This window comes from Pseudomonas sp. P1_F7 (assembly GCF_056405655.1).
The window spans coordinates 152,186-175,241 of the sequence record NZ_JBFUBR010000018.1; the positions used below are offsets into that span (position 1 = coordinate 152,186).

Genomic DNA, 23,056 nt, shown 5'->3' on the forward strand with positions numbered 1-23,056 from the left:
GCATTCAAACAGGTGGTTTCATCGTAGAGCGTCCTGGTCTGCCAGACCCGATACAGAATCCGAATCCACTTAAACGCCAGTGCGCGTACGACAGCCTGGCAGGTACTCCCTTTAGCGCGTTGCTGCCGGTAGCAAGCTCCAGCCCAAAAGGATTTATTGATGGTCTGACCCACCCATTCCACGAAGGTCTGACGAACAAACGTTGGACATTGCCAGTACCGATGTCTGCAGAACATCGGTACTGGCTTCGGCGCTACTTGACCTCCTCAACCTCATAATTCACATAGCCGAACTCATTGCTGCGAGCCGCCATGTATTTGCCGTTTTGCTCGAATACCGTGGCCTCGAAGGGGGTGCCGCCGAGTGTTGTCACTAGATGCCCGTCCTTGATTTCATATTTGGCCGGCACGCCAAACTGGCCGTCATGCAGCATGTTCAGGTATTCCCCTTGCGTAGGCGGCTTGCCATCGACGCTGGTGACCAGGCGTTGGCCTTCGGTGCCATAGACGATCTCGAACGTCTGGCCGGTGACGGTATTGCGCACCTTGATGGTTTTGCCCACCACGTAGGCTTGCAACTGCTCGTTAGTGAGCGCTTTGGCGCCTTCGGTTTTCAGCTGATCGATGGTTTTGCCAGCAGCGACAAGCTTGCTGTCCTCAACTGTCGGCGTGTACCAGATCGGCGAGGTCCACGCACGTTCCTGGACGGTGGCCGAGGCGTCCGCCGGCGGTGGTACTTGCAGCTTGGCCGCGTCATAGGTGCTCCAGCGCGGGGTCGGAATCTGTAGCACGCGGGCGTAGTAGAACGCGTGCAGGGCCGAATCGAAATCCGGATCGACCCAGACTTTTTTCAGCTCGGTGGCACCAATGGTATTGGTGTAGGTCGCCTTGGAAACATCGACTGTGGAGCCCACCGGTGGGATTTTGCCGGTGGCCTGGTCCAGTTGGCGATCACCGGACCAGGCGACGTCGTAGACCTTCTCGAAGGTCTGGCCGTTTTTGGTCCAGCCCTTGATGATCTGGATTCGGTCGAGGTTGCCATCGTCGACATCCTTGACCGCCCACACCACGAAGGACGGCGTCTGTTTGCCCTGTTTTACCGGCAAGTCGCCGCCCATGGGAACGCCCTTGGCGTAGGCAGCATGCACCCAGTCTTTTTCACTCCACAAACCGCTATCGAAGCCCCAGCCACCAAACATGCGCACGGGGATGCGCACGCCGCTGGTGCCATAGACTTCTTTGCGCTTCATGGCATCGAAGATCGATTCACGGGTGTTTTCTTCGGCCCAGACACCGGCCAGACCGGAGGTGCTGGTTTGCAAGGCAATCAACCCCGAGTTCTGTTTGCCGGAAAGACGCGCCGCCGGGGTGCTGTCGGTAAAGCCGTGGGAGCCGAAGTTGTAGCTCTGGGAATAAGGAATCACCCCATTGTGCGAGTCGCTGGCGCCGACCACGCCCATTTTGTAAGGGTTGTATCCACGAGCTTGCTGCAAAGCCATGCCGTTTTGCCAGGCTTGCCTTACGTAACTGCCATTGAGTTTCGATGTGCTGTTGTCGATGCCAAGCAGGAAATTCATGATTTCATAATTGGCAAATTCGTCTGTCGGCGATAGTTCGGGGTGGGTTTCCGAGGTGCCCTTTACCTGGTGAATTTCGGTGAGCGATTCATTGCGCATCCGCGTCTCGGCCCAGGCGGCATCAATGGGCCGGCCACGGTCATCTACGTCCACTGGAAACATCAGGCCATTGCTGAGGTTGGCATTGTGGGAGATCGCCAGCACCTCGTTGCCTTTTTTGCGTTGATCGTCCATCCAGCCCCACAAATCCTCCGGTTTGTCCGAATCGAGGGCCGTGAAGGGCATGTCCGGCACCTTCTTCGAGTCGCGGAAAAACACATTGCGGTGCATGTTTTGATTGTTGGGGGCTGAGGTCCATTCATAGGCGACAAACGTGGTGAACTTGCCGGGCTTGTAGTACTTGTCGGCGATGGCGATGTTCTGCTGCCAGATATTGCCGGCAACCTTCGGATCAATCAGCTCTTTGATCGGGTGGCTCAAGCTGCCGGCGATCCATTTGAACACCCGGTTGAAATCTTCCGGGGTTTTGACAATCAGCTTTTGCGCGATGGGCAGCTTGCTGAAGTCTGACTTTGGATCGTTGGCCAGGGCGATCACGCCCACATATTCCGAGTGGTCGGTCACGCCATGGAAATCCAGCGGGCGACCCTTGAGTTGCACTTCAAACCCCATTGGATGCTTGACCGGCATCCCAAGTGAGTATTGGTACGTCTGCTCGGGATCGACCTGGTGGTTGCCGATCAGGTAGGCATCAATCGACCAGGAGCTGTGCGAGTGCGTCTGGCCAAAATAAACCTCGCGATCCGGGTTGCCCTCTGCCAATGCCAGCGTGCTGGCAGTTAACACGGCGCAACCGAGCAGTGTTGGCGCGGTGAAATGTGTAGGGTTCTTCATATTCCACGTCTCCGGAATACGGCAATGACAGGGTGCAACTCAGGACAGGAAACTCGAGACTCTTTGGAAAAACCAGAAGGCAGCCAGCGTACCCACCCCGTAAGAAGCAATCGGTCGGGCATACAGGACTGCGGGCCGTGGCAGTCGACAACGCAGCAACAGTGCGCGCAGGCTCAACACGACGGCGACGAACATCAGCTGGCCGATCTCGACGCCAACATTGAAGGTGAGCAGCGCCAGCGGCAGATCGCGCTGCGGCAAACCGATTTCCGCCAGCGCACCGGCAAAACCGAAGCCATGCAACAAGCCAAAACAGAACGCCACCACCCATGGCCACTGGAGGGTGAAACTGGTTTCGTCACGGTTCTTGCGGGCGATTTCCACTGCCAGCAACAGAATGCTCAGCGCAATCGTCGCTTCCACAGGAGGGCCGGACAGCCGCACCACACCCAGTGTAGCGAGTGCCAGAGTGACGGAATGGGCGACGGTGAATGCGGTGATGGTCTTCACCAGCATCCAGCCATTACCCACCAGCAGCAGGAGACCGAAGACAAACAGCAGGTGATCGAAGCCCCCCAGGATGTGTTGGATGCCATGAACCAGAAATGCACCGGCCACCGAGAACGCTCCCGGCGTGGCAGCGATCTCAATCCAGGGTTGCGCAGGATGGACGAGGGTGGTCGTCAGGCTGCCGTCCAGGCGCGAGACACGCACCAGCACATCGGTGATGCTCGCTTGCAGGCCGATGAATTCAATACGTTGCCCGACCAGTCCTGCGGGACCGGCTTCAATGACCCGACGCTCGATCAGTGAGTCGTTCAGTTCGCTTTCCACGGGCTCAACGACATTGCGAACACCTTCGGCAAACCGGAGCGCAATCGGCAATCGCATGCCTGAAAGCACAGGCGTGCGCCACAGTACGTCATAGCGCCCGGCGGCCGTTTCGTTGAGTTCCAGGTAAGCGGGGCGCGATTCATGGGCCATGGCCGTTAGCCCCATGAACCAGAGCACCAACAGCAGCCATACCGTGCGCCCCATCACGGCCGCTCCGTGTGTGTGGCGGCAATCGCACCGGCGGAAGCAGGTATCATCACCACGACTTCATAGCGTGCTTTCAGTGCATCGAAATTCGCGCGTTTCGATGCGCTGCGTTGTTCGGACAACCAATCGGACTTGACCTGCGGGGCCACGGCTTCGAAGGGCGGAGGAGGTAATTTGGCCAGCGCATCAATCCACACCAGGTGCCAGCCAAAACCCGACTCCACAGGCCCCACCCAGCTACCTGGCGTTTGCTTGAACAATGAAATGGCGAACGATGAACCAAAGATCCGCGCCACCTGATCCTGGGATTGTTCTGAGTAGGCGTTTTTAAACATAAAGGCATCGCCTTCACCACTGTTCTTGTCAGACAGCCCACTGAGTGCGGACTGAGCCTGCGCTTGCGCATCCGCACCACGTTTGTCCAAAGCGAAAAACAAATGATGGAAGGTCAAAAGTGGCAGCGGGGCATATTGGTCCTGATGCTGGTTGTACCAGGCCTCAAGTACACCGGGTGCCGGTTCGCGAAGTGACGCGACATCCTCGGCGAGGAAATCCATTTTTTGCGCCAGTCGGCGGCGAATAATAGTGTCGTCTTTATCCAGGCCAAGTTTCAGTGCTTCGCGATAGAGGATCTCCTCTTTCACATATTCCTCAATCAGGCCCTGTAACTGTTGCTCCGATGCGGGTCGTTGCCATCGTGCCAGCCAGGAAATCGCGATCCGCTGAACAACTTCAGGGGTGATTTCGATGCGTTGCGGATCTTGATCAAGGGTTGAGCGGTGTAAACCTCCGTACAGCACAAAGAGTGCAAAACCGGCGATTAGAAAGTGCAATAACGGCTGGCGAAGGCATCGTTTGATTAACGAAAGTCGAGATTCTTTCGCTTCACAGACGCTTAAGTTCATGACTTATTGCCCCACGCTATACTGCGAATAGTTTTCGCGGCCGAGTGGAGTATTGCTGCTGTGCCGGAACTTTCCACCAAGGCTAATCACGATAAGCACTAAGGCTTAGTAGCAATCGGATTAACCAATTCTCCAGGGCCGTCCAGTCTTGCACCTATACAGCCCGGGACGGAGCGCCCATGTGATGAAAGGACTGCTTGTTTTCGCCGCGATCCTCGAGGCCGCCACTGGCGTGGCGCTGATACTTGTCCCGTCGCTGGTCGGGCAACTTCTGCTTGGCATCGAACTCACGGGCGTCATCGTCCCCCTGGCCGGCATCGCCCTCATCGCATTGGCCATCGCCTGCTGGCCCGGACCAGCAATGCTCGGGATGTTGATCTATAACGCAGCCGCTACGCTTTATCTCGCCTACGTTGGTATCTCGGGGGAATCGAGTGGGGTTTTATTGTGGCCAGTGGTCGTATTGCACGGGATCATGACGGTACTTTTGATTCGAGCAATGACAAGCCAGGGAAGGAACTCACAGACATAGTCAACGCCTGGCCATATGCGTTTTCAGACGCCGGCAAATCCTGCGGTTTTAGGGGGCACGGTCATCTACTCTTTGTCGGTTGCAGTACTCCTGATGATTCGAAGCCAGGGCAACAGTTCAACAACTGCTTCTGGCCGATTTTTGCCTGTCGCGACCGTCAGCTTCACGCCCTGAGGAAGTCAGTCAACAATCAACCACAAGCGGCCATCGATGCATTCAGAAAGTGGCCACTTCTCTTAGCCCAAACACCCCACACAATCGCACCCTGTATTGGGGAATATCCCCCATCATCGGGGCTTTCATCCTGGCTTCTCATACGCCTGCTTAAAGCCAGCAGACAAGTTGAGCGTGGCGTAGAGCCATTAGTCACCTCCTGTCACTTTCGGCGGGAAATTTGCATCGTTCCCATCCCGGCTCGAAATCAAACGTTTCGCCAGCCCGGCCAGGAGCAGTGGCTCGTTGCCCCTCTATTGCCACGCGCTCCGAGGAACCCGTCAGAGGTGTTTGCGATGAAACTAGATACCGGAAGGTCGAAACCTAGTGCATTGTCCAAAACCAGGCTGGCGCTGAGCATCTCTGCTGCCGTGATCATGTTGGGGCTGGGCTTGTCCCAGACCCAGGCAGTCCCCCTCGACAACACCGATCCACCGCCTCCTACCGACCCATCGGCGTTCACCAATCCGCCCGCCGACCTCGATGCCGCATCGCGGGACTTGCTCAAGCTGCCTCCCGCAAACGTCGGCGCCTTCGACTTACCCAATGGTGTGACCGGTAACCGCAGGACCCCCTTGGTCGACAATGTGCTGCCACCCGATCTGCAAACCAGCTTCAATATCCCCACTAACGGTAATCCCAGCCCGGTGTTCGGGGCTCAACCGTTCACGCAGAAGCTTGAACTTTTCGAGGAATTCGGCTCGAACAAACTGGATGCGACCGACCCGCCATCACCTGTTCCGTTTCCGGTTCCGACGGTGGGCCCCGCACCGGCGCAAGATCCATTGAACGTGGCGCGTAGCGGCCCGTCTCCGGATGCGCTGGAAGCCTTTCTCAGGCAGCCAGCATTGACGCCCTTCCCGACAGAGTTCTCCAATGTACTGGACCGCAACCCCTGGAAGGCGCAGATCGAGCTTTTCCTCAATCGCCGAGTCGATTCGCCCGCAGAAGGCCGGCCACCAGGAAAAGGCTGGTCGCACCAGCGTTTCAATGAGTTTTTCCCGCGCGACGCCTTCAAGACGGTGCAAGCAGGCGCGCACGTCAACAGCGGCTTGCGTGATCGTATGCAACGGCATAACTACGCCGTGGGGGAATTCGCGCCCGGCGGGCTCTATCACAACACCAGCGGCGACCCGGCCAACGAGGGCACCACCAAGGGCATTCAAGTGCAGTTTCACCCCAACTTCCCTGTCCAGGACCATAATGCGGTGTGGACATTCGACGGCACCTTTCCGCCCAAACTGCTTCTAGTACGCTATGGCCAAGCGATGCTGATGCGTCATTACGATGCCTTGCCCATTGACCCATCGGCCAACCGGGGCTTTGGCCTGCACACCCTCACCACCCATGAACATAACGGCCACTCGCCCGCCGAAAGCGACGGCTTTACCAACGCGTTCTTCTTCCCGGGCCAGTACTACGACTATCGCTGGCCGATCCAGTTGGCCGGTTACGACACTATCAATACCAGCGCTGAGGATCCGCGTGCGGCATTCCCCTGCGACCCCGGTGAAATCCTGTTCGTCAATGACGCCAGCCCCGGCTTCAAGACCTGCAACAACGGCACCATCAAGATCCGTGGCGACTGGCGCGAAACCATGAGCACCCACTGGTTCCACGACCACATGCTCGATTTCACCGCGCAGAATGTCTACAAGGGCAACGCGACGATGATGAACTACTACAGCGCCGTGGACCGTGGCAACGAGACGGTCGACGACGGGGTCAACCTGCGCTTGGCCAGCGGTTCGGCGCTGGGGTGGGGTAACCGCGACTATGACGTCAACCTGACGATCGCCGACAAGGCCTGGGACCAGACCGGCCAGTTGTGGTTCAACCCGTTCAACACCGACGGTTTTCTCGGTGACCAGGTGCTGACCAACTGGGAGTACAAACCCTTCCTGGACGTACGTGCCCGCCGCTACCGTTTCCGCATTCTCGACGGATCGGTTTCTCGCTACTTCAAGCTGGCGGTGGTACGTCAGGTCAATGGTAATGGTGGCGAGTTTCCTGGCCCGAACAACTCCGGAGTTTCCTATAACCGGGTGCCGTTCCACATGATTGCCAACGACGGCAATATCATGGAGCACGCCGTGCCGTTCGATGGCAGCCTGGACCTCGATGGCGACGGCGACACACAGGACAACAATGCCATTCTGCCCATGCTGGGCGTTGCCGAACGCTATGACATCGTCGTCGACTTCGCGAAAAACGGCATCAACCCGGGCGACAAGATTTTCTTCGTCAACATTGAGGAGCATGAAGACGGCAAGCGTCCAAAACGTGACATTCCATTGGCGGATGTACTCTCCGAGAAGTACCTGCCCGTTGTCAGGCAAACCAGCAACGGGCCACAGTGGGTCAACGGTGACCCAGGCGTGGGCCTGTTCCTGCAACTCAACGTCCAGCCTTACACCGGCCAGGATGTCAGCATGAATCCGGTCGACTTCGAGCCCGCCAAGCCTGGCAAGCCCGAGGGCAGGTTCATGATCCCCTTGCCCTTGCATCGTGATGACCCTGCCGATATCGCCCGGCTTGCCCAGGCGCGGCACCGCACCTTTATCTTTGGCCGCTCCAACGGCACAGATTTTACGCCCTGGACGATCAAGACCGATGGCGGCAGAGGCTTCCCCATGGACCCGCGGCGGATTTCAGCCGCGCCACAACTGGCCACTGGCCCGACACCGGCAGGGTTCAAGGGTGAAGGCACGCTGGAAATCTGGAAGATCCAGAACGGCGGCAATGGCTGGACTCACCCGGTGCATGTGCACTTCGAGGAAGGGGTCATTCTCACTCGAGGTGGCAAACCGCCGCCAGAATGGGAAAAAGGCGCGCGCAAGGATATCTACCGTGTAGGCCGCGATTCCGACAGCCTCGACGATGTCGAAATGGCCATACACATCCGTGAGTTTGCCGGTACCTACATGGAGCACTGCCACAACACACAGCATGAGGACACGTCGATGCTGCTGCGCTGGGACTCTGAGCATCCGGGCCAGTTCCAATTGATGCCCACACCCTTGCCTAGCTGGGACGGCGTGAAATTCGTGGCCTCGGTTGCGTTACCGACATTCCGTACGGGAGATGGCGTCGGGCCACAGGTCGGGGTCAACAATGACCCAGAAAATAGCAGTGGCAGCGGCAGCGGCAGTGGCGGCGGCAGCGGCAGCGGCAGTGGCAGCGGCAGTGGCGRCGGCAGTGGCGGCGGCAGCGGCAGTGGCAGCGGCAGCGGCAGCGGCAGTGGCAGCGGCAGCGGCAGCGGCAGCGGCAGCGGCAGCGGCAAAGGAAAAGGCTAGCGTCGTCTATCAAACGGTTGGTTATGTCGTCAGCAAACGCAAAAACCGCTTACATGATCGTTTCAATCCCAAAGCCGCCTGTCATCACAGTCGGCTTTGGGTTGATAGAAGCCCGTTGTGATCGGCAAAAATCCACCAGAAGTGGACACTCGGAGACTCAACCGTGCACCAGATAGGCCCCTGACGGAACCCGATATCGCAGCTTCTTGCATTTGCCGGGTGCAGGCTGATTCCCCGGCGGGCGATCAGGGAACCAGATTCGGCATTTACCCGGAGGCGGCAAATGGCCACGGGGAATCTCAGCCCCATCGTACGCGGGCTCTGGCTCGATGGCGGCCACTTGCACTTCGCCTTCGGGCCATCTCTGCTTCCTGGCGTCTTTGGGCCTCCTCATCCCGCCCCTTCTGTACTGCGACCAGGTCCTCTTTGGCGTTGGGTGGGGTACTCGAAGACTGGGCAAAATCAGAAGAAAACGGTCAGTCAAAGAACTCCATACCTGCATACGGCTGGCGCCGGCATTGCTCAAGCCGTGAAGCCAGGCTGCCTACATGCACTTCCAGGCGATGCCCATCGGGATCCGAAAAATAAAACGAATTACCTTCGCTCGAATTGGATTTCCACTCAATAACGTTACGAAGCCGCAAGCAAGCAGTGACTTCTTCAAAATCGTCCTGCCCCACCGAAAACGCATAGTGGGTGTAATCAGGCTGTTTTTCCGCCACACGGCTCTCATCGAGAGACAGACAAAGCCAGAGATCACCGAGGGAAAGATAAGCCCCCGTTTCCCAGCGGGCAGCCAATCTAAAGCCGGGTAGAGCCACATAAAATTCGATACTGCGAGAGAGGTTCACAACCGCTAACGTAAAATGATTCAAGCCAGTCAACATGAGCATCTATCCAGAACCAGTGCACGAGAAAGGTTGAGGATATCAATATCGACTTTTTTCAACACAATCGGCCAAAAACGGCCCCTCAGCAGCCCGGTGTCGCTTGGGAGTCTTCAAAATGATGCCGTAACAATGGCATCTCTCGCTAATAGCCAACGTAGACACGTTCTCGCCCATAAAATCCCTCCTGGCAAGCACGATAAGTAGCTAGCTATTTGTTAATGAAAGTCTGAAGTATTCATTTGAACTTTCAGATTCTTTCAGTGCGCGGCCTGTGCCTAACATCGACTCCACAGCGAACCAGGCTCTTGGCAGCCTGGCTCCGTCGAAGTGCTTTTGCAGTAGGCCCTGGGATTTTTGAGGATCACCGATGAAGCTGGAAATTTTTCGCACGCTGTGGGGCTACACCGCCAGCAAGGCTCAGGCGCTCGAGGAGTTGCTGCACGCGGGCTTCGATGGCATGGAAGCACGCCTGCCACTGGACGCCCGTGAACGGGCCGAGTTTGGCGCCTTTATCCAGGCCAATCGCCTGGGCTACATCAGCACCGTCTTCACCGCGTACGACGTGATGCCGGACCAGTCGGCAACGCCTGCCGTCCACCTCAATGACCTCGACCAGAAACTCGCCTGGGCCGCCGAGCTCGGCCCACGCTTCGTCAATGTGCTGGCGGGCAATGACCGCTGGTCCTTGCCACAACAAGTGGAATTTTTTGGCCAGGCGCTGGATCTGGCGCGCAAGCACGGCCAGGTCTGCAGTTTCGAAACTCACCGCTCGCGTTCGCTGTTCAATCCTTGGGTGACCCTGGAGTTGATCCGCCAACTACCCGACTTGTTGTTCACCAGTGACATCAGCCACTGGGTCGTGACCTGCGAACGCCTGTTGAATGACCCGGCCGATGACCTGAGCGCTTTCATCGAGCGGGTTCACCATGTCCAGGCCCGGGTTGGCTATGACCAGGGCCCGCAGGTTCCGCACCCGGCGGCGCCTGAATATGCAAAAGAACTGGCTTTCCATCAGCAGCACTGGGAAAGCATCTGGCGCTCGCAGCAAGCCCGCAGTTACCAGGTCAGCACCCTGACCCCGGAATTCGGCGCCGACGGCTACCTGCATCATTTGCCCTTCACCAATGTCCCGGTCGCCGACCTGTGGTCATTGAACGTGTGGATGGGCCAGACCGAGCGCGAACACTTCGAGCGTTTCAGCCACTCAAGCCATCCTTAGGGAGCCGATGCGTCATGCCTGACAATAAAAACAACAGCGCCTGCACTGACACACACAAAGCCAACTTCAATAGCATTCCGGTGGTCGACATCGCCGGCCTGTTCAGTTTTGAACTGGAACACCGCCTGGCCGTGGCCGAACAATTGGGGCGCGCCGCCAGCGAGGTCGGGTTCCTCTATATCACCGATCACGGCATCGACCCGCAACTGATCGCCAACCTGCGCCAGGCTGCCAAAGACTTTTTCGACCAGCCCATCGACACCAAGATGCGCCACTACATCGGCACCTCGCAAACCCACAAGGGCTTTGTGCCCGAAGGCGAAGAGGTCTATTCCAAAGGCAAACCGGACCACAAGGAAGCCTTCGACGTTGGCTTCGAAGTCCCGGCCGATGACCCGCTGGTGCTGGCCAACACCCCGTTGCTGGGGCCCAACGACTGGCCGCAACTGCAAGGTTTCAAGGCGTCGGTGCAGGCCTACTACGAAGCGATCTTCGCCTTGGGCCGGCGCCTGTTCGGCGGCTTCGCCCTGACCCTGGGCCTGGAGGAAAACTATTTCGAAAGCCTGGTCACCCGTCCGCCGTCCAAGCTGCGCCTGATCCACTACCCCTTCGACGGTGCCGCCCATGACGCACCGGGTCTTGGCGCCCATACTGATTACGAGTGCTTCACCATCCTCCTGGCCGACAAACCAGGCCTTGAGGTGATGAACAATCTTGGCCAATGGATCGATGCACCACCGATGGCCGATGCCTTTGTGGTCAACATCGGCGACATGCTGGAAGTGATGACGGCAGGCGCTTTCGTTGCCACCGCGCACCGGGTGCGCAGCGTGAAAGAGGAGCGTTATTCCTTTCCACTGTTTTATGCCTGTGACTACCACACCCAGATCAAGCCGCTGCCCGGGTTCGCCCAGGCAGGCAACGACTATGAAGAGATCACGATCGGCGAACACATGTATGGCCAGGCGCTGCAGACCTATCAGTATCTGCGCCAGAGGGTGGCCAACGGGGAAGTTCAACTGCCAGGCAAGGCACGCAAGCCCGCCAGTTTCGGACATTTGAAAAATCAGGCGCAACCGTCCTGATTGAAGTTTTCAGCTAACCCCCTACCTACGCCGGAGTCAGTAAAAAATGAAAAACAATAAGAAGAACCTTTTGAGCCTGGCTGTATTGGCAGCCGGTATGTTCGGTGCCTCGGTGAGCATGGCCGCGGCAGACACGTTCAAGGTCGGCATGGAAATCACCTACCCTCCTTTCGAGTCCTATGACAAGGACAAAAACGTGGTGGGTTCGGACCCCGAGCTGGCAACGGCTCTGGCCAAGCACATGAACGCCAAGGTGGAGTTCGTCGACACCAAGTTCCCGAGCCTGATCCTCGGCTTGAACTCCGGCAAGTACGACGCAGTCATCTCCGGCATGTACATCACTCCGGAGCGCCAGACCCAGGCCCAGACCATCGCTTATGCCAACACTGGTGCCGCGGTCATGGTGCCCAAGGGCAGCGAGATCAATGCGAAAAAACCTGAAGACCTGTGCGGCTTGAAACTGGGCCTGGAACAGGGCACGACCTGGGTCAAGGAATTCCGCAAGCTGTCCGACGAATACTGTGTGCCGAACAACAAAGGCGCCATCACCGTCAGCGAGTACCCTTCGGCACCCGAAGTGACCCAGGCCCTGCTGTCCAAAAACATCCAGGCCCAGGTCGAAATCGCCGGCGCGGCAAAAATGATCGCGGAAAAGACCAATGGCCGGGTCGTGATCACCACCGAGCATCCGATCTATCAGCAAACCCTGGGCATCTTCGTCAAGAAAGGTAACGACGAAACCTACCAGGCCGTGCAAAAGGCCTTCGAGGAGAGCAAAAAGAGCGGTGAATACGCCGCTATCCTTAAGAAATATGGTTTGGAAGAACCGACTGCCAACTAAGAACCTGTCCTTGTAGTCTGGTCATCTGCCTGCCCTGCACCGGGGCGGCAGATCGAGGTGCCCCATGCAATTCGATTGGTCGTATTTCTTATCCCTGTTCTCCCTGCCGGACTTCTGGAAGGCCTGCGTCACGGTGGTCCAGCTCAGTGCCCTGGCCTGGTTCATCGGCATGCTGCTGGGTTTTGTCCTGGCCACGGCCAAGCTGTCCCAGACACCCTTGCTGCGCATTCCCGCAGCGGTCTACATCTGGTTCTTCCGCAGCATCCCGTTGCTGGTGCTGGTGGTCTTCGTCTACAACCTGCCGCAATTGTTTCCCGGTAGCGGACCGATTCTGTCCAACCCCTTCTACTCCGGCTTGCTGGCCCTGGTGGTTACGGAAGCTGCGTACATGGCGGAAATCCATCGTGGTGGCCTGATCTCCGTGGCCAAGGGCCAAAAGGAAGCCGGGCGCGCGCTGGGTGTCGGCCTGTTCGGCATGCAACGCCTGATCGTGATCCCCCAGGCTTTCCGTATTTCGCTGCCCACTTTGATCAATGAATACATCACGGTTGTCAAGCTGACCTCGCTGGTCTCGGTCATCTCCCTGACCGAAATCCTCACGGTCGGCCAACGCCTCTATGCCACCAACTTCCTGGTCATGGAAACCCTGGCGGCGGTAGGCGTCTACTACGTGTTGATCGTCACCGTGTTCGGTTATTTCCTGCAGCGCCTGGAGCGCTACCTGGACCTGAACTTCCGCAAGCCGCACACACTCGACGCGGCCACCATCGCCAGGTTCAAGGCCAGCGCCGAAGCCTTGCCCGACACTGCGCGCAAAGCCGCCGGCAACAACGCGACGCCCATCCTGCAACTGAAGAACATCCAGAAGAGCTATGGCACCCACCAGGTGCTGATGGGTATCGACCTGAATATCGAATACGGCCAGGTGGTCTCGATCATCGGGCCATCCGGCTCCGGCAAGACTTCGCTGATCCGCACCGTCAACGGCCTGGAAACCATCGATACCGGCGACATCCTGTTGTTCGGCGAAAAATTCATCGAAGCGTCGGACAAACCCAACAGCTCACGCCTGCGCAAAGGCGTGCGGCACATCGGCATGGTGTTCCAGAACTTCAACCTGTTCCCGCACCGCACCATTCTCGACAACGTCACGCTGGCACCGCGTTACCACGGCCAGCCGGGCGAGCTGAGTGAACATCGTGCCTATGCGCTACTGGACAAGGTCGGCCTGCTGGCCCATGCCCACAAGTACCCGCACCAGCTCTCCGGCGGGCAGCAACAGCGCGTGGCGATCGCTCGAGCCCTGGCGATGGAGCCGCAGATCATGCTGTTCGACGAACCGACCTCGGCCCTCGACCCGGAACTGGTCAACGACGTGCTGAACGTGATCCGCGACCTGGCCAAGGAAGGCATGACTATGCTGATCGTGACCCACGAAATGGACTTTGCCATGTCGATATCCGACCGGGTCGTATTCATGGAGAACGGTAATATCCAACTGGATGCCGCACCGCAAACCATACGATGCGATGCTGAAGGAGAACGCGTGCGGCGCTTCATGGGCATCAGTACTCGATCACCAAACCTGTCTGCAACTCTGGATCATGCATGAACAGGCAACCACTTTCTTTGAGCTTCCTTCTTTCAGGAAAACCCGTATGAATCTTGGAATAGCAGGACGCTGGGCGCTGGTGTGCGCCGCCAGCAAAGGTCTGGGCAAAGCCTGCGCACAGGCTCTCGTCCACGAAGGCGTGAACGTGGTGATCACCGCACGGGGCGAACAGACGCTGAATGAAACAGCCCGTCAGCTCAGAGCGATGAATCCTGAAGTGACTGTTATCGCCGTAGCCGGAGATATTTCGACGCCCGAGGGTCGGGCGGCAGCGCTAATGGCCCATGAGCATTTCGATATTTTGATCAATAACGCTGGAGGCCCTCCCCCCGGGGATTTCCGCGAATGGAATCGCGACGCCTGGCTCAAGGCGCTGGACGCCAACATGCTGACCCCAATCGAATTGATCAAGGCAACAGTAGACGGTATGGCGGCACGCGGATTTGGCCGAATCATCAACATCACGTCGAGTGCCGTGAAGTCCCCTATCGAAAGCCTGGGCCTGTCCAATGGCGCGCGCAGTGGTCTGACGGGGTTTATCGCAGGGCTTGCCCGTCAAGAAAACATTGCCAGTCGCAATGTGACGATCAACAACCTGCAACCGGGCTCATTCGACACCGATCGACTGCGTGACAACCTGGTCGCTGCGGCCCAGGAGTCGGGGCAAGACAGCGAGGAATTCCTTGACCAATGCCGTAGCGAGATTCCTGCCAAACGCTTCGGCTCACCCGAGGAGTTCGGTGCTCTTTGCGCCTTCGTTTGCAGCAGCCATGCGGGCTACCTGACCGGGCAGAACCTGTTGATTGATGGAGGGGCCGTTCGCTCCAGCCAGTAATGGGCACGGGCTATGCAGGTGTACCCGGGCAATCAGGCTTGAATTCGCGGCCCCGCCCGGGCGAGCTTTGCTGATCAGGGTTTACGCGCAATGATCACCTGACTTTTCGCCACCACCGCATCCAGCGCCTGCTTGATCTGTGCGCCCCGTGGCGAGGCCAGAATCGCCTGCCAGGTATCCGCCCAGTGGTTGAGCAACGGATGGTCCGGGTTGCTGAAATCGACCTTGGCTTCCCAGAACAACAGCATCCACATCGACCAGTAGAATCCGTACTGGCTGTGGCTGATCACTTCCAGGCCGGCATCGCTGACCATGGCCTTGAACTGCTCTTCGCTGATGATGCGAATGTGGTTGGGCTTCTGGAAATACTCGGCCGCCGCGATATCTTTCTGCAGGTCTTCGGAGCTGGGATGCGGGACGCTCAGCAGGTACAGCGCGCCCGGTTTACCGACGCGCACCAGTTCAGCGAGGAACTGCGCAGGATCGTCCACGTGCTCGATGACCTCGGTCGAAACCACCCGCGTGGCGGTCGCATCGGCAATCGGCAGCGGGTTGCAGTCGGTGACATGGCATTCGACTTCGCGGGCCGGTGTATCGCTCAGGCGCTGGCGAGTCGCCTCGACCTTGGCCGCGTCGATATCGGCGATGATGATCTTTGCCCCGCGCATCCCGCAGAAATGTACGTTGCCGCCGTCTCCACAGCCCACATCCAGCAGCGTGTCCTCGGGGGTTACCGGGAATCCGCTGAACAGTTCGCCGGTTTGCTGATTGAACCAGCCGCTGAGCATCGCGTCGTGCAGGCCGAGCATGTAGGGGTCGACTTTCTCCGCCACTGGCGCCGCGGGCGGTGTCTCTGGCTGCACAGGCGCGGGCGTGCCCGCCGTGAGTTTCTTCAAAAGGCTCAGCATGAGGTGGCTCCAGAGGATGGGACGGCTGTTCGGGGGGTGCCCAGGCGTTTGACCAGCGAGGCGCCGCGGTTGCGCATGGGCATTTCGATGTAGCGATAGTTGAGTTCGCTCAGCAGCACGATCAGGCCGCCAGCCATCAGCAACATCAGAATCGGATGGCCAGCCGGACTGGGCAGCCCGGCAGCCTGTAAACGGAAAATGAATTCACGAACCAGTAAGTAGGCCGGGATATGGATCAAGTAAATCCCGTAGGAACGGCTGCCGACCCACGTCATCAGGTTTTTGAACACGCCTCGCGGCAACAGGTAATCGCGGTTGTAAGAAGCGATCCACACCAGCAGCGCACACAACAGCGCAATCACGCCGATCCGGTAAGAAGTGAAGGTGAAACGATCCGTTGCCATGAAGCTGAGCAGCAGCGACACCGCGATCAGTGCGGCAACACCCGCCCATGGACGACGCAAGAATTTTGGCTCCCAGCGCAGGTACGACGGTTGCGTACTCCACATCGCCAACAGCACGCCTAGGGCCAGTGCATCGGTGCGCACCACCATCAGGATCGGCGTGCGCAAGGTAAACAATTGCAGCGCAACCAGCGCCAGCAACGCCCACACCAGGTGTTTGCGCAACAGCACGATCAACAGCGGAAACAGCAGGTAGAACTGCTCTTCCAGCGACAGGCTCCAGTACACGAAACTGGTGCCGTACTCGTAGTGATAAAAACTGTCGGCAAAGCGGAAATTGGCATACTGCGCGACGCCGGCCAGGGTCGCCTGAAGGTTCGCGTGCAGCGTGCCGAACGCGCCGGAACGGTTGAGAAAAAGACACGCCAGCAACATCAGCGCCAGCCATAACCAGGCCGACGGCAGCAAACGAAAGGCCCGCCGCAACCAGAAATTGCGAGTCTGTTGCCAACACTCCCGACGCGTGGTGCAGCGGCGCAAGGCCGGGATCAGGCTGCGGGCAATGACGAAACCCGAGATCGCAAAAAACAGATCCACGCCCCACCACGGCTGGCTGTACAGCGTGATGCTCTGCAGCAATGGCACAGCCGCCGCGAACAGGCTGTCCTGCAGGTGATGAAACAGCACGCCAAGCACAGCAATACCGCGCAACAACTCGATGTCCATGATCCGTTTTTCGTTGCTCATGCGCCCTCCTGGACATGGGGTTTGCGAGCAATGATCACCTGGCTTTTGGGCATGAACTGATCCAGCATCTGCTTGATCGCCAACCCGTCGGGCTGGGCCAGCAAGTCCTGCCAGGTTTTCGCCCAGCTCTCCATCAGTGGCGGATACGGCGCCTGAATCCGGTCGCGAACTGCACCACCCAGATCGCGCCCGGCGGCACGTTCACTGGCCCAGAAAAAAATCATGCCCATGACCCAGAAAAACCCGGTGGCCTGGCGATGCTCGATGACCAGGCCCGCGTCTTCCACCAGCGCGGCGAATCGCTCGGGGCTGAAAATCTGCACGTGATTGGGCGATTGAAAATAGCTGGCCGGGGCGATGCCTTTCTGCAAATGCTCGCCCACCGGGGACGGTACGCTCAGCAGGTACAGCGCGCCGGGGCGGCCCATGCGCACCAGTTCGGCCATGAACGGCTCCGGTTGCTCGATATGCTCCAGCACTTCCATGCACACGACTTTGCTCGCGCAACCATCGGCCAGAGGCAGCGGCAGGCTGTTGCTGACCAGACCGAGGTTCGCTTTATCCGACTGCGCTTGCACTTGCCGCGCCAGGTCGCGGACCTTGTCGTGCTCACTGTCGGTGAAGATCACCGACGCGCCTTGACGCACCGCAAACAAGGTCGCGACCCCTTCGCCACAGCCGACATCCAGCAAGGTGTCGTCGGCGGTAATGGCAAACCCTTTGAGCAATTCGCCGCTGTCACCGCAAAACCAGCCGTCATGCATGGCGTCATGCAAGCCCACATCCCTTGGCGACACACGAGATTGCTCGACCGGCGAAGGCGAAGGCGCGGGCCGGGGCTCGGGTTTCGTCTCTGCAAAGAAACGTCTGACCAATGCGCGAATCATGCCTCAGGGGTTTCCACGGCACGGTTCTCGAACAGGTGCTCAAAAAACAGCTCAAGCCGCTGCTCGGCAGAGGCCTGGCTGCAGAATTTCTTGAGACTGGCCACTGCGTGCACGGACATCTGTGCATAACGCCCGGGATCACCCTTGGCCACGTCATAGCTTGATTGGTAAGCCCTGCACAACGATGCCCAATTGGTGACGTAGCGCAAGGTACGAAACGCCCTGCGCGGGTCATGTGGCCAGGCCGTCAGCTCATCGGTGGAGTCAATCAGGAATGCATTATCGGCATCCAGATAATCGATCATCGCCGTGGTCCGTGGCGCCACCGCCGGTTTGCCACAGGACATGAACTCCATCAGCGGAAGACACTGGCCTTCGCCGTAGGACGTGTTAACCACGTAACTGGTGGCTTGCACCAGTTGCTCATAGTCCGCGTCAGCCAGATAGCCGTAAATCAGCACGACCCGGCAGCGGTAAGACTGGTTTTTGTACAAGTGGTGAAGGATGTCAGTCAGCGCTTCCTCGGCATCGTGGTGCGTCAGTTTGAGCACCAGCGTTGCGTCGTCCACCTCGCGAAACGTCACGCAAAAGGCACTGAGCATGTCTTCCCAATTCTTGCGCCCGTCACCGGGGTTGAACACAGAGGTGTAGATCACGCCGTCGAGGACCAACTCGTGTTCACTCGCCGGGGCCTTGAAATCAATACCCACACCTTCGCGAGTGGCCATGGGTCCGAAGGCTCGCAAGTCGAGTTCGCGGCTGTCGGCCAGCAACCCCTTGAGCGTCAACCGCACCTGACTGGCCAAGGGCTGACATTGCAAGTGGGCGCCACGCTCGGAAAACCGGTCCCATACCGGGGCCGGTACCGCGACGACCGGATAGTCGGCACCCATCGCCTCGCGCACCGCATTCACGGTGTAGCTGGAATGGGTAATCGCCGCACCCGCTGCATGCAACACCGTGCGCCAGTCATTGAGCGGGTCACCGGCAAAGGGTTCGTTGGGGATGGTGCTGAATTCCCACGCGAACACCGGCAGCGTCGGGCAGGTGAAATTGACCGGCGTGCGATGAGGCGGTGAGAACGACAGGAACACGCACGCTTCACCACGGGACAAACAGTCCATGTACAAGGCATCGACTTCGGTCTGCGGGTCGCTGACTTCTACCACTCGCCCCAGTCGCTCCAGCACGGGTCGGTACTCCTTGAGCACGAAGTAATAGCTGTACTCCGAGCGGCCAAGGTTCTGGGCAATGGTGTGCTGGTTGGTTTCCGAATGAATGATGATCAGCATGAGGCGGTATCCGTCACGTTTGCTGTCGGCAAAGCCTGTGGCGTCAGCCCGAAAAAATCCGCCATGCGTTTTTGCACCGGGGCGAAAGCGCAGTAATCGTGCATGCGCTCGACGGCGGCGAGGGACATGCGCTGATACTCCAGCGGTTGCTCCTTGGCCAGACGATAGCTGTTTTCATAAGCGGCTTTCAGCGAGCCCCAATCCGGCCGGTAACGCAGGGTGCGGTAGATGATGCGAGTGTCCTGCGGCCAGATGGTCAGCTCTTCGCTGGATTTGACCACAAACGCCACACGCTCATCGATGTAGTCCTCCATGGCCGTGTGATTCGGGGCAATCACCGGTTTACCGCTGGCCATGAACTCCATCAGCGGCAGGCATAGCCCTTCGCAGCGCGAGGCATTGACGTAGTAACTGGCGGCTTCGTACAGCCGGGCGTATTGCGGGTCGTCCAGGTAGCCGTGCATGACCACCACCCGACAGTCGAACGGTGAAAGCTGCGCGAGCAACGTCATCAGTTCGTCGTGGTAGGACGACAGATCGCTTTGGGTAATCTTCAGCACCAGCGTCGCATCAGGCGTTTCGCGGAACGCCCAGCAGAATGCGGTGATCAGTTGATGCCAGTTCTTGCGACCGTCACGCGGGTTGAACACGGTGACGTACACCACACCGTCAACCTGTGTTTCGACCTGGGCGGTGGTGTCCGGCCACTGTCGCGGTTCTGGCTCGGGTACTGCAATCGTCTGTGGGCCGGCGATGGCCGGCAGCCAGTCAGCGAGACGCTTATGGGCGGCTTGCGACAACAAGTCGCGAATCCCTTCCCAATACCACTGGCTTAGAAAATGCGTGCGATGCACCGGGATCGGCAGCGATTTACCTTTGTCCAGGCGCCACATGTGCAGGTAATGGCGAGCAATCACCAAGCGACGCTTGAGCGTCAGCGGCGGTGGCTTCAATGCCTCCAGCTCGGCCTCGAGCGCCGCCAGTTCCTCGGCGGTCGGCACGACGGGAATCAGTGCATCGGCGCTCAGCCCGAGTGTGCGTGTATCGAAGATGCAACCCTTGATGTCCAGGATCGAGCCGGCGTTGATCGGGACGCTGGTGTGGCGACTACGAATGTCGGCGAAGTTTTCCCACAACGGCGTCGGCAACACCAGCACCGGAAAGTCTTCGCCCATGGCCCGACGAATCGCCCGGGCGGTATGGCTGGAGAGTGTGACCACCCGGCCCTGCCGCGCCAGCATTTGCGTCCAGTCCTGGCGCGGGTCGTTATCCCATTGTTCATCGGGAATCGAATCAAACTCCCAGGCCACCACGCAGATCGTCGGGCACTCAAGGTCGTTCGGGGTTTTCTGCGGCGGCGTAAACGACAGGAACAGACTGTCTTCGCCGGCGGCCAATAATTGTTTGTAGAGCGGATCGACCTCGGCGGTGGAGGACACCACATGCACTCGCCCAAGGCTTTCGAGCACAGGGCGATACGCCTTGAGCACGAAGTAGTAACTGTACTCGGGACGGCCGAGACTCTGGCTGATGGAGCTGTCGTTGACGTCGGAGTAAAGAATGAAATTCATGGCATCCCACGGTGACGCCGCCATCCCGGCAGCCTCACGCTATGACGGGGAGAACACGGTTCGAGTCAGTGTTTACTGGCGCTCGTCCATCGTCTTCCTGCCCGTCTTCGTTCTTGTTTTAGTAGTCAGTTTCTCGCAGTTTCGAAGCGACGCTGCCGAACCCCGGGTAATCGTGACGAGGGGCATTCTAAACACATCCATTGAGGGTTCGTGAACCGCCCGACGAGAATAAATCAGGCTACGCTGACGAGAACTGACCAGTCACGACTGGACTTGTTGAAATTGCCGAGCAAATGGCACAGATTGGCTACCAAACAACTACAACAAACATTTCACCTGTCTTTTGAGCCACCCTATTGGTTCCTGAGAGTTTTCCATAAGTCTGTGGGAATTGGATGAAATGAATGACCGGGGGGTCGCTGTTGAAAAAACGTCTGTTTGTCACGGGTCTGACTGGATTCGTCGGACAACACATCCAATCGCGTTTGCAGGCTGATGCCTCGGGATGGGAGCTTCTGCCTGTTCCTTGCCGCTACGATCTCGCCGCGCCGGACAGCCTCGAAGGCTTGTGGCCGGAAATGCCCGATGCGGTGATTCACCTGGCCGGCCAGACTTTCGTCCCGGACGCCTTTCGTGATCCGGCGCGCACCCTGAACATCAATCTGCTGGGCACCCTGAACCTGTTGCAAGCCCTCAAGGCGCGCGGCTTCACCGGCACGTTTCTGTACGTCAGCTCCGGTGATGTCTATGGCCAGGTCACTGAAGAGCATCTGCCCATCACTGAATTGCAGCCACCTTGCCCGCGCAATCCATATGCCGTGAGCAAACTGTCGGCAGAGTTCCTGAGCTTGCAATGGGGCCTGAGCGAGGGCTGGCCCGTACTGGTCGCCCGCCCGTTCAACCACATCGGAACCGGGCAGAAAGACAGCTTCGTCATTGCCAGCGCCGCCCGTCAGATCTGCCGGATCAAACAAGGCCTGCAAGCGCCGCAACTGGAGGTCGGGGACATCGAAGTCACCCGCGATTTCCTCGATGTCGGGGACGTGGTCTCGGCCTACCTGGCATTGCTGGAGAAAGGTACGCCGGGGCAGGTCTACAACATTTGCTCGGGACGCGAGCAGAGCATTCGCAGTTTGATCGAACAGCTGGCAGATCTTGCCCAGGTCAACCTGCAATTGGTCCAGGACCCTGCGCGACTTCGCCGCGCGGATCAGCGTCGGGTGTGTGGCAGCCCTGCCAGGCTGGTCCAGACCACCGGATGGAAGTCTGAAATCACAACACAACAATCCCTGCGGGCGATCCTGTCCGACTGGGAGAAGCGAGTACGACAAGAATGACTAAAAGTGCATTGATCACAGGTATCACCGGCCAGGATGGCGCGTATCTGGCCAAACTGCTGCTCGACAAGGGCTACAAAGTCCACGGCCTGGTCGCGCGTCGCAGCAGCGACTCGCGCTGGCGCCTGCGTGAGATGGGGGTCGAGGCGGACATCGTCTACCTGGACGGCGACATGGCCGATGCCTGTTCAGTGCAGCGCGCGGTGATCAAGTCGGCGCCGGACGAGGTCTACAACCTCGCCGCGCAAAGCTTTGTCGCGGCCTCCTGGGATCAACCGGTGACCACCGGCATCGTCGACGGTCTGGGCGTTACCCACCTGCTCGAAGCTATCCGTCAGTTCAGTCCGCATACGCGTTTCTACCAGGCGTCCACCAGCGAAATGTTCGGCCTGATCCAGGCCGAACAGCAGGACGAGAACACGCCGTTCTATCCACGCAGCCCTTATGGCGTGGCCAAGCTGTACGGCCACTGGATCACCGTGAACTACCGCGAAAGTTTCAACCTGCACGCCAGCAGCGGCATTCTGTTCAACCATGAATCACCGCTGCGCGGCATCGAGTTCGTGACGCGCAAAGTCACCGACGCCGCCGCCCGCATCAAGCAGGGCAAGCAGCAGGAACTGCGCCTGGGTAACATCGACGCCAAACGCGACTGGGGCTTTGCCGGGGATTACGTCGAAGCCATGTGGCTGATGCTGCAACAGGACAAACCCGACGACTTCGTGGTGGCCACCGGCGTGACCACCACCGTGCGCGAGATGTGCCGGATCGCCTTCGATCATGTGGGCCTGAACTACCGCGATTACGTGAAGATCGACCCGGCGTTCTTCCGCCCGGCCGAAGTCGAAGTGCTGCTCGGCAACCCGGCCAAGGCCCAGCGTGTGCTGGGCTGGAAACCCAAAACCGATCTGGATACCTTGATCCGCATGATGATGGATGCGGACATGAAACGCGTCGCCAAGGAGTAGGCC

Annotated in this window: 18 protein-coding genes and 1 pseudogene; 9 read left to right on the forward strand and 10 right to left on the reverse strand. The window is 58.7% G+C overall.

Features of this window, described 5'->3' with window-relative positions; genetic code table 11:
* Positions 1-253: 253 nt before the first annotated feature.
* The 3 genes from AC1D1M_RS25555 to AC1D1M_RS25565 are packed head-to-tail and all read right to left on the reverse strand — an operon-like array spanning position 254 to position 4,416.
* A complete protein-coding gene (locus AC1D1M_RS25555; protein WP_477777773.1) occupies positions 254-2,470 on the reverse strand; it encodes a DUF3604 domain-containing protein in 2,217 nt (738 codons plus the stop codon).
* A gap of 39 nt (positions 2,471-2,509) precedes the next feature.
* Complete coding sequence (locus tag AC1D1M_RS25560; RefSeq protein ID WP_477777774.1) at positions 2,510-3,508, reverse strand: HupE/UreJ family protein; 999 nt, start codon at positions 3,506-3,508, stop codon at positions 2,510-2,512.
* Positions 3,508-4,416, reverse strand: a complete 909-nt coding sequence (locus tag AC1D1M_RS25565) for a peptidyl-prolyl cis-trans isomerase (protein ID WP_477777775.1) — start codon at positions 4,414-4,416, stop codon at positions 3,508-3,510. The genes AC1D1M_RS25560 and AC1D1M_RS25565 overlap by 1 nt, the downstream gene beginning before the upstream one ends.
* Before the next feature lie 184 nt (positions 4,417-4,600).
* On the opposite strand from AC1D1M_RS25565, the gene AC1D1M_RS25570 reads away from it, so the two are divergent.
* Positions 4,601-4,948 (forward strand): hypothetical protein, encoded by a 348-nt coding sequence (locus AC1D1M_RS25570; RefSeq protein WP_477777776.1) that lies wholly within the window; start codon positions 4,601-4,603, stop codon positions 4,946-4,948.
* A 509-nt stretch (positions 4,949-5,457) separates the two neighbouring features.
* Positions 5,458-8,457 (forward strand): multicopper oxidase domain-containing protein, encoded by a 3,000-nt coding sequence (locus AC1D1M_RS25575; protein WP_477777777.1) that lies wholly within the window; start codon positions 5,458-5,460, stop codon positions 8,455-8,457.
* A 157-nt stretch (positions 8,458-8,614) separates the two neighbouring features.
* Here AC1D1M_RS25575 and AC1D1M_RS25580 read toward each other — a convergent pair.
* Together AC1D1M_RS25580 and fos are read right to left on the reverse strand one after the other, a co-directional pair.
* Positions 8,615-8,915, reverse strand: a pseudogene (locus AC1D1M_RS25580) (tetratricopeptide repeat protein); the annotation flags it as partial.
* Positions 8,916-8,933: 18 nt separating this feature from the next.
* Positions 8,934-9,344 carry a fosfomycin resistance glutathione transferase gene (gene fos / locus AC1D1M_RS25585; protein ID WP_477777778.1) on the reverse strand — a complete coding sequence of 137 codons (411 nt, stop codon included), beginning with the start codon at positions 9,342-9,344 and terminating at the stop codon, positions 8,934-8,936.
* 370 nt (positions 9,345-9,714) lie between these two features.
* Between fos and AC1D1M_RS25590 the strand changes: the two genes are divergently transcribed.
* The 5 genes from AC1D1M_RS25590 to AC1D1M_RS25610 all read left to right on the forward strand — a co-directional run bounded on the left by AC1D1M_RS25590 (position 9,715) and on the right by AC1D1M_RS25610 (position 14,939).
* Positions 9,715-10,566 carry a sugar phosphate isomerase/epimerase family protein gene (locus tag AC1D1M_RS25590; RefSeq protein ID WP_477777779.1) on the forward strand — a complete coding sequence of 284 codons (852 nt, stop codon included), beginning with the start codon at positions 9,715-9,717 and terminating at the stop codon, positions 10,564-10,566.
* A 14-nt stretch (positions 10,567-10,580) separates the two neighbouring features.
* A complete protein-coding gene (locus tag AC1D1M_RS25595; protein ID WP_477777780.1) occupies positions 10,581-11,651 on the forward strand; it encodes an isopenicillin N synthase family dioxygenase in 1,071 nt (356 codons plus the stop codon).
* 46 nt (positions 11,652-11,697) lie between these two features.
* The gene (locus AC1D1M_RS25600; protein ID WP_477777781.1) at positions 11,698-12,492 is read left to right on the forward strand and encodes an ABC transporter substrate-binding protein; all 795 of its coding nucleotides are present in this window, start codon (positions 11,698-11,700) and stop codon (positions 12,490-12,492) included.
* Positions 12,493-12,556: 64 nt separating this feature from the next.
* Positions 12,557-14,104: an amino acid ABC transporter permease/ATP-binding protein gene (locus tag AC1D1M_RS25605; RefSeq protein ID WP_477777782.1), complete on the forward strand. Its 1,548-nt coding sequence runs from the start codon at positions 12,557-12,559 to the stop codon at positions 14,102-14,104.
* 46 nt (positions 14,105-14,150) lie between these two features.
* Entirely contained in the window at positions 14,151-14,939 is a 789-nt protein-coding gene (locus AC1D1M_RS25610; RefSeq protein WP_477777802.1) for an SDR family oxidoreductase, read from the forward strand.
* 74 nt (positions 14,940-15,013) lie between these two features.
* Here AC1D1M_RS25610 and AC1D1M_RS25615 read toward each other — a convergent pair whose 3' ends face one another.
* Genes AC1D1M_RS25615 through AC1D1M_RS25635 form a run of 5 tightly spaced genes read right to left on the reverse strand, consistent with a single transcriptional unit; the run spans position 15,014 to position 20,748 of the window.
* Positions 15,014-15,847: a class I SAM-dependent methyltransferase gene (locus AC1D1M_RS25615; protein ID WP_477777783.1), complete on the reverse strand. Its 834-nt coding sequence runs from the start codon at positions 15,845-15,847 to the stop codon at positions 15,014-15,016.
* Positions 15,841-16,998: an acyltransferase family protein gene (locus tag AC1D1M_RS25620; protein ID WP_477777784.1), complete on the reverse strand. Its 1,158-nt coding sequence runs from the start codon at positions 16,996-16,998 to the stop codon at positions 15,841-15,843. The genes AC1D1M_RS25615 and AC1D1M_RS25620 overlap by 7 nt, the downstream gene beginning before the upstream one ends.
* Positions 16,995-17,885, reverse strand: coding sequence for a class I SAM-dependent methyltransferase (locus AC1D1M_RS25625; protein ID WP_477777785.1), 891 nt, complete (start codon positions 17,883-17,885; stop codon positions 16,995-16,997). The genes AC1D1M_RS25620 and AC1D1M_RS25625 overlap by 4 nt, the downstream gene beginning before the upstream one ends.
* Complete coding sequence (locus AC1D1M_RS25630; protein WP_477777786.1) at positions 17,882-19,177, reverse strand: glycosyltransferase; 1,296 nt, start codon at positions 19,175-19,177, stop codon at positions 17,882-17,884. Before AC1D1M_RS25630 ends, AC1D1M_RS25625 begins: the two co-directional genes overlap by 4 nt.
* Positions 19,171-20,748, reverse strand: a complete 1,578-nt coding sequence (locus AC1D1M_RS25635) for a glycosyltransferase (protein WP_477777787.1) — start codon at positions 20,746-20,748, stop codon at positions 19,171-19,173. Before AC1D1M_RS25635 ends, AC1D1M_RS25630 begins: the two co-directional genes overlap by 7 nt.
* A 422-nt stretch (positions 20,749-21,170) precedes the next feature.
* Here AC1D1M_RS25635 and AC1D1M_RS25640 point away from each other — a divergent pair, with 422 nt between their 5' ends.
* Together AC1D1M_RS25640 and gmd are read left to right on the forward strand one after the other, a co-directional pair.
* Positions 21,171-22,085 carry a GDP-mannose 4,6-dehydratase gene (locus AC1D1M_RS25640; RefSeq protein ID WP_477777788.1) on the forward strand — a complete coding sequence of 305 codons (915 nt, stop codon included), beginning with the start codon at positions 21,171-21,173 and terminating at the stop codon, positions 22,083-22,085.
* Complete coding sequence (gene gmd, locus AC1D1M_RS25645; protein WP_007988274.1) at positions 22,082-23,053, forward strand: GDP-mannose 4,6-dehydratase; 972 nt, start codon at positions 22,082-22,084, stop codon at positions 23,051-23,053. Before AC1D1M_RS25640 ends, gmd begins: the two co-directional genes overlap by 4 nt.
* Positions 23,054-23,056 lie beyond the last annotated feature (3 nt).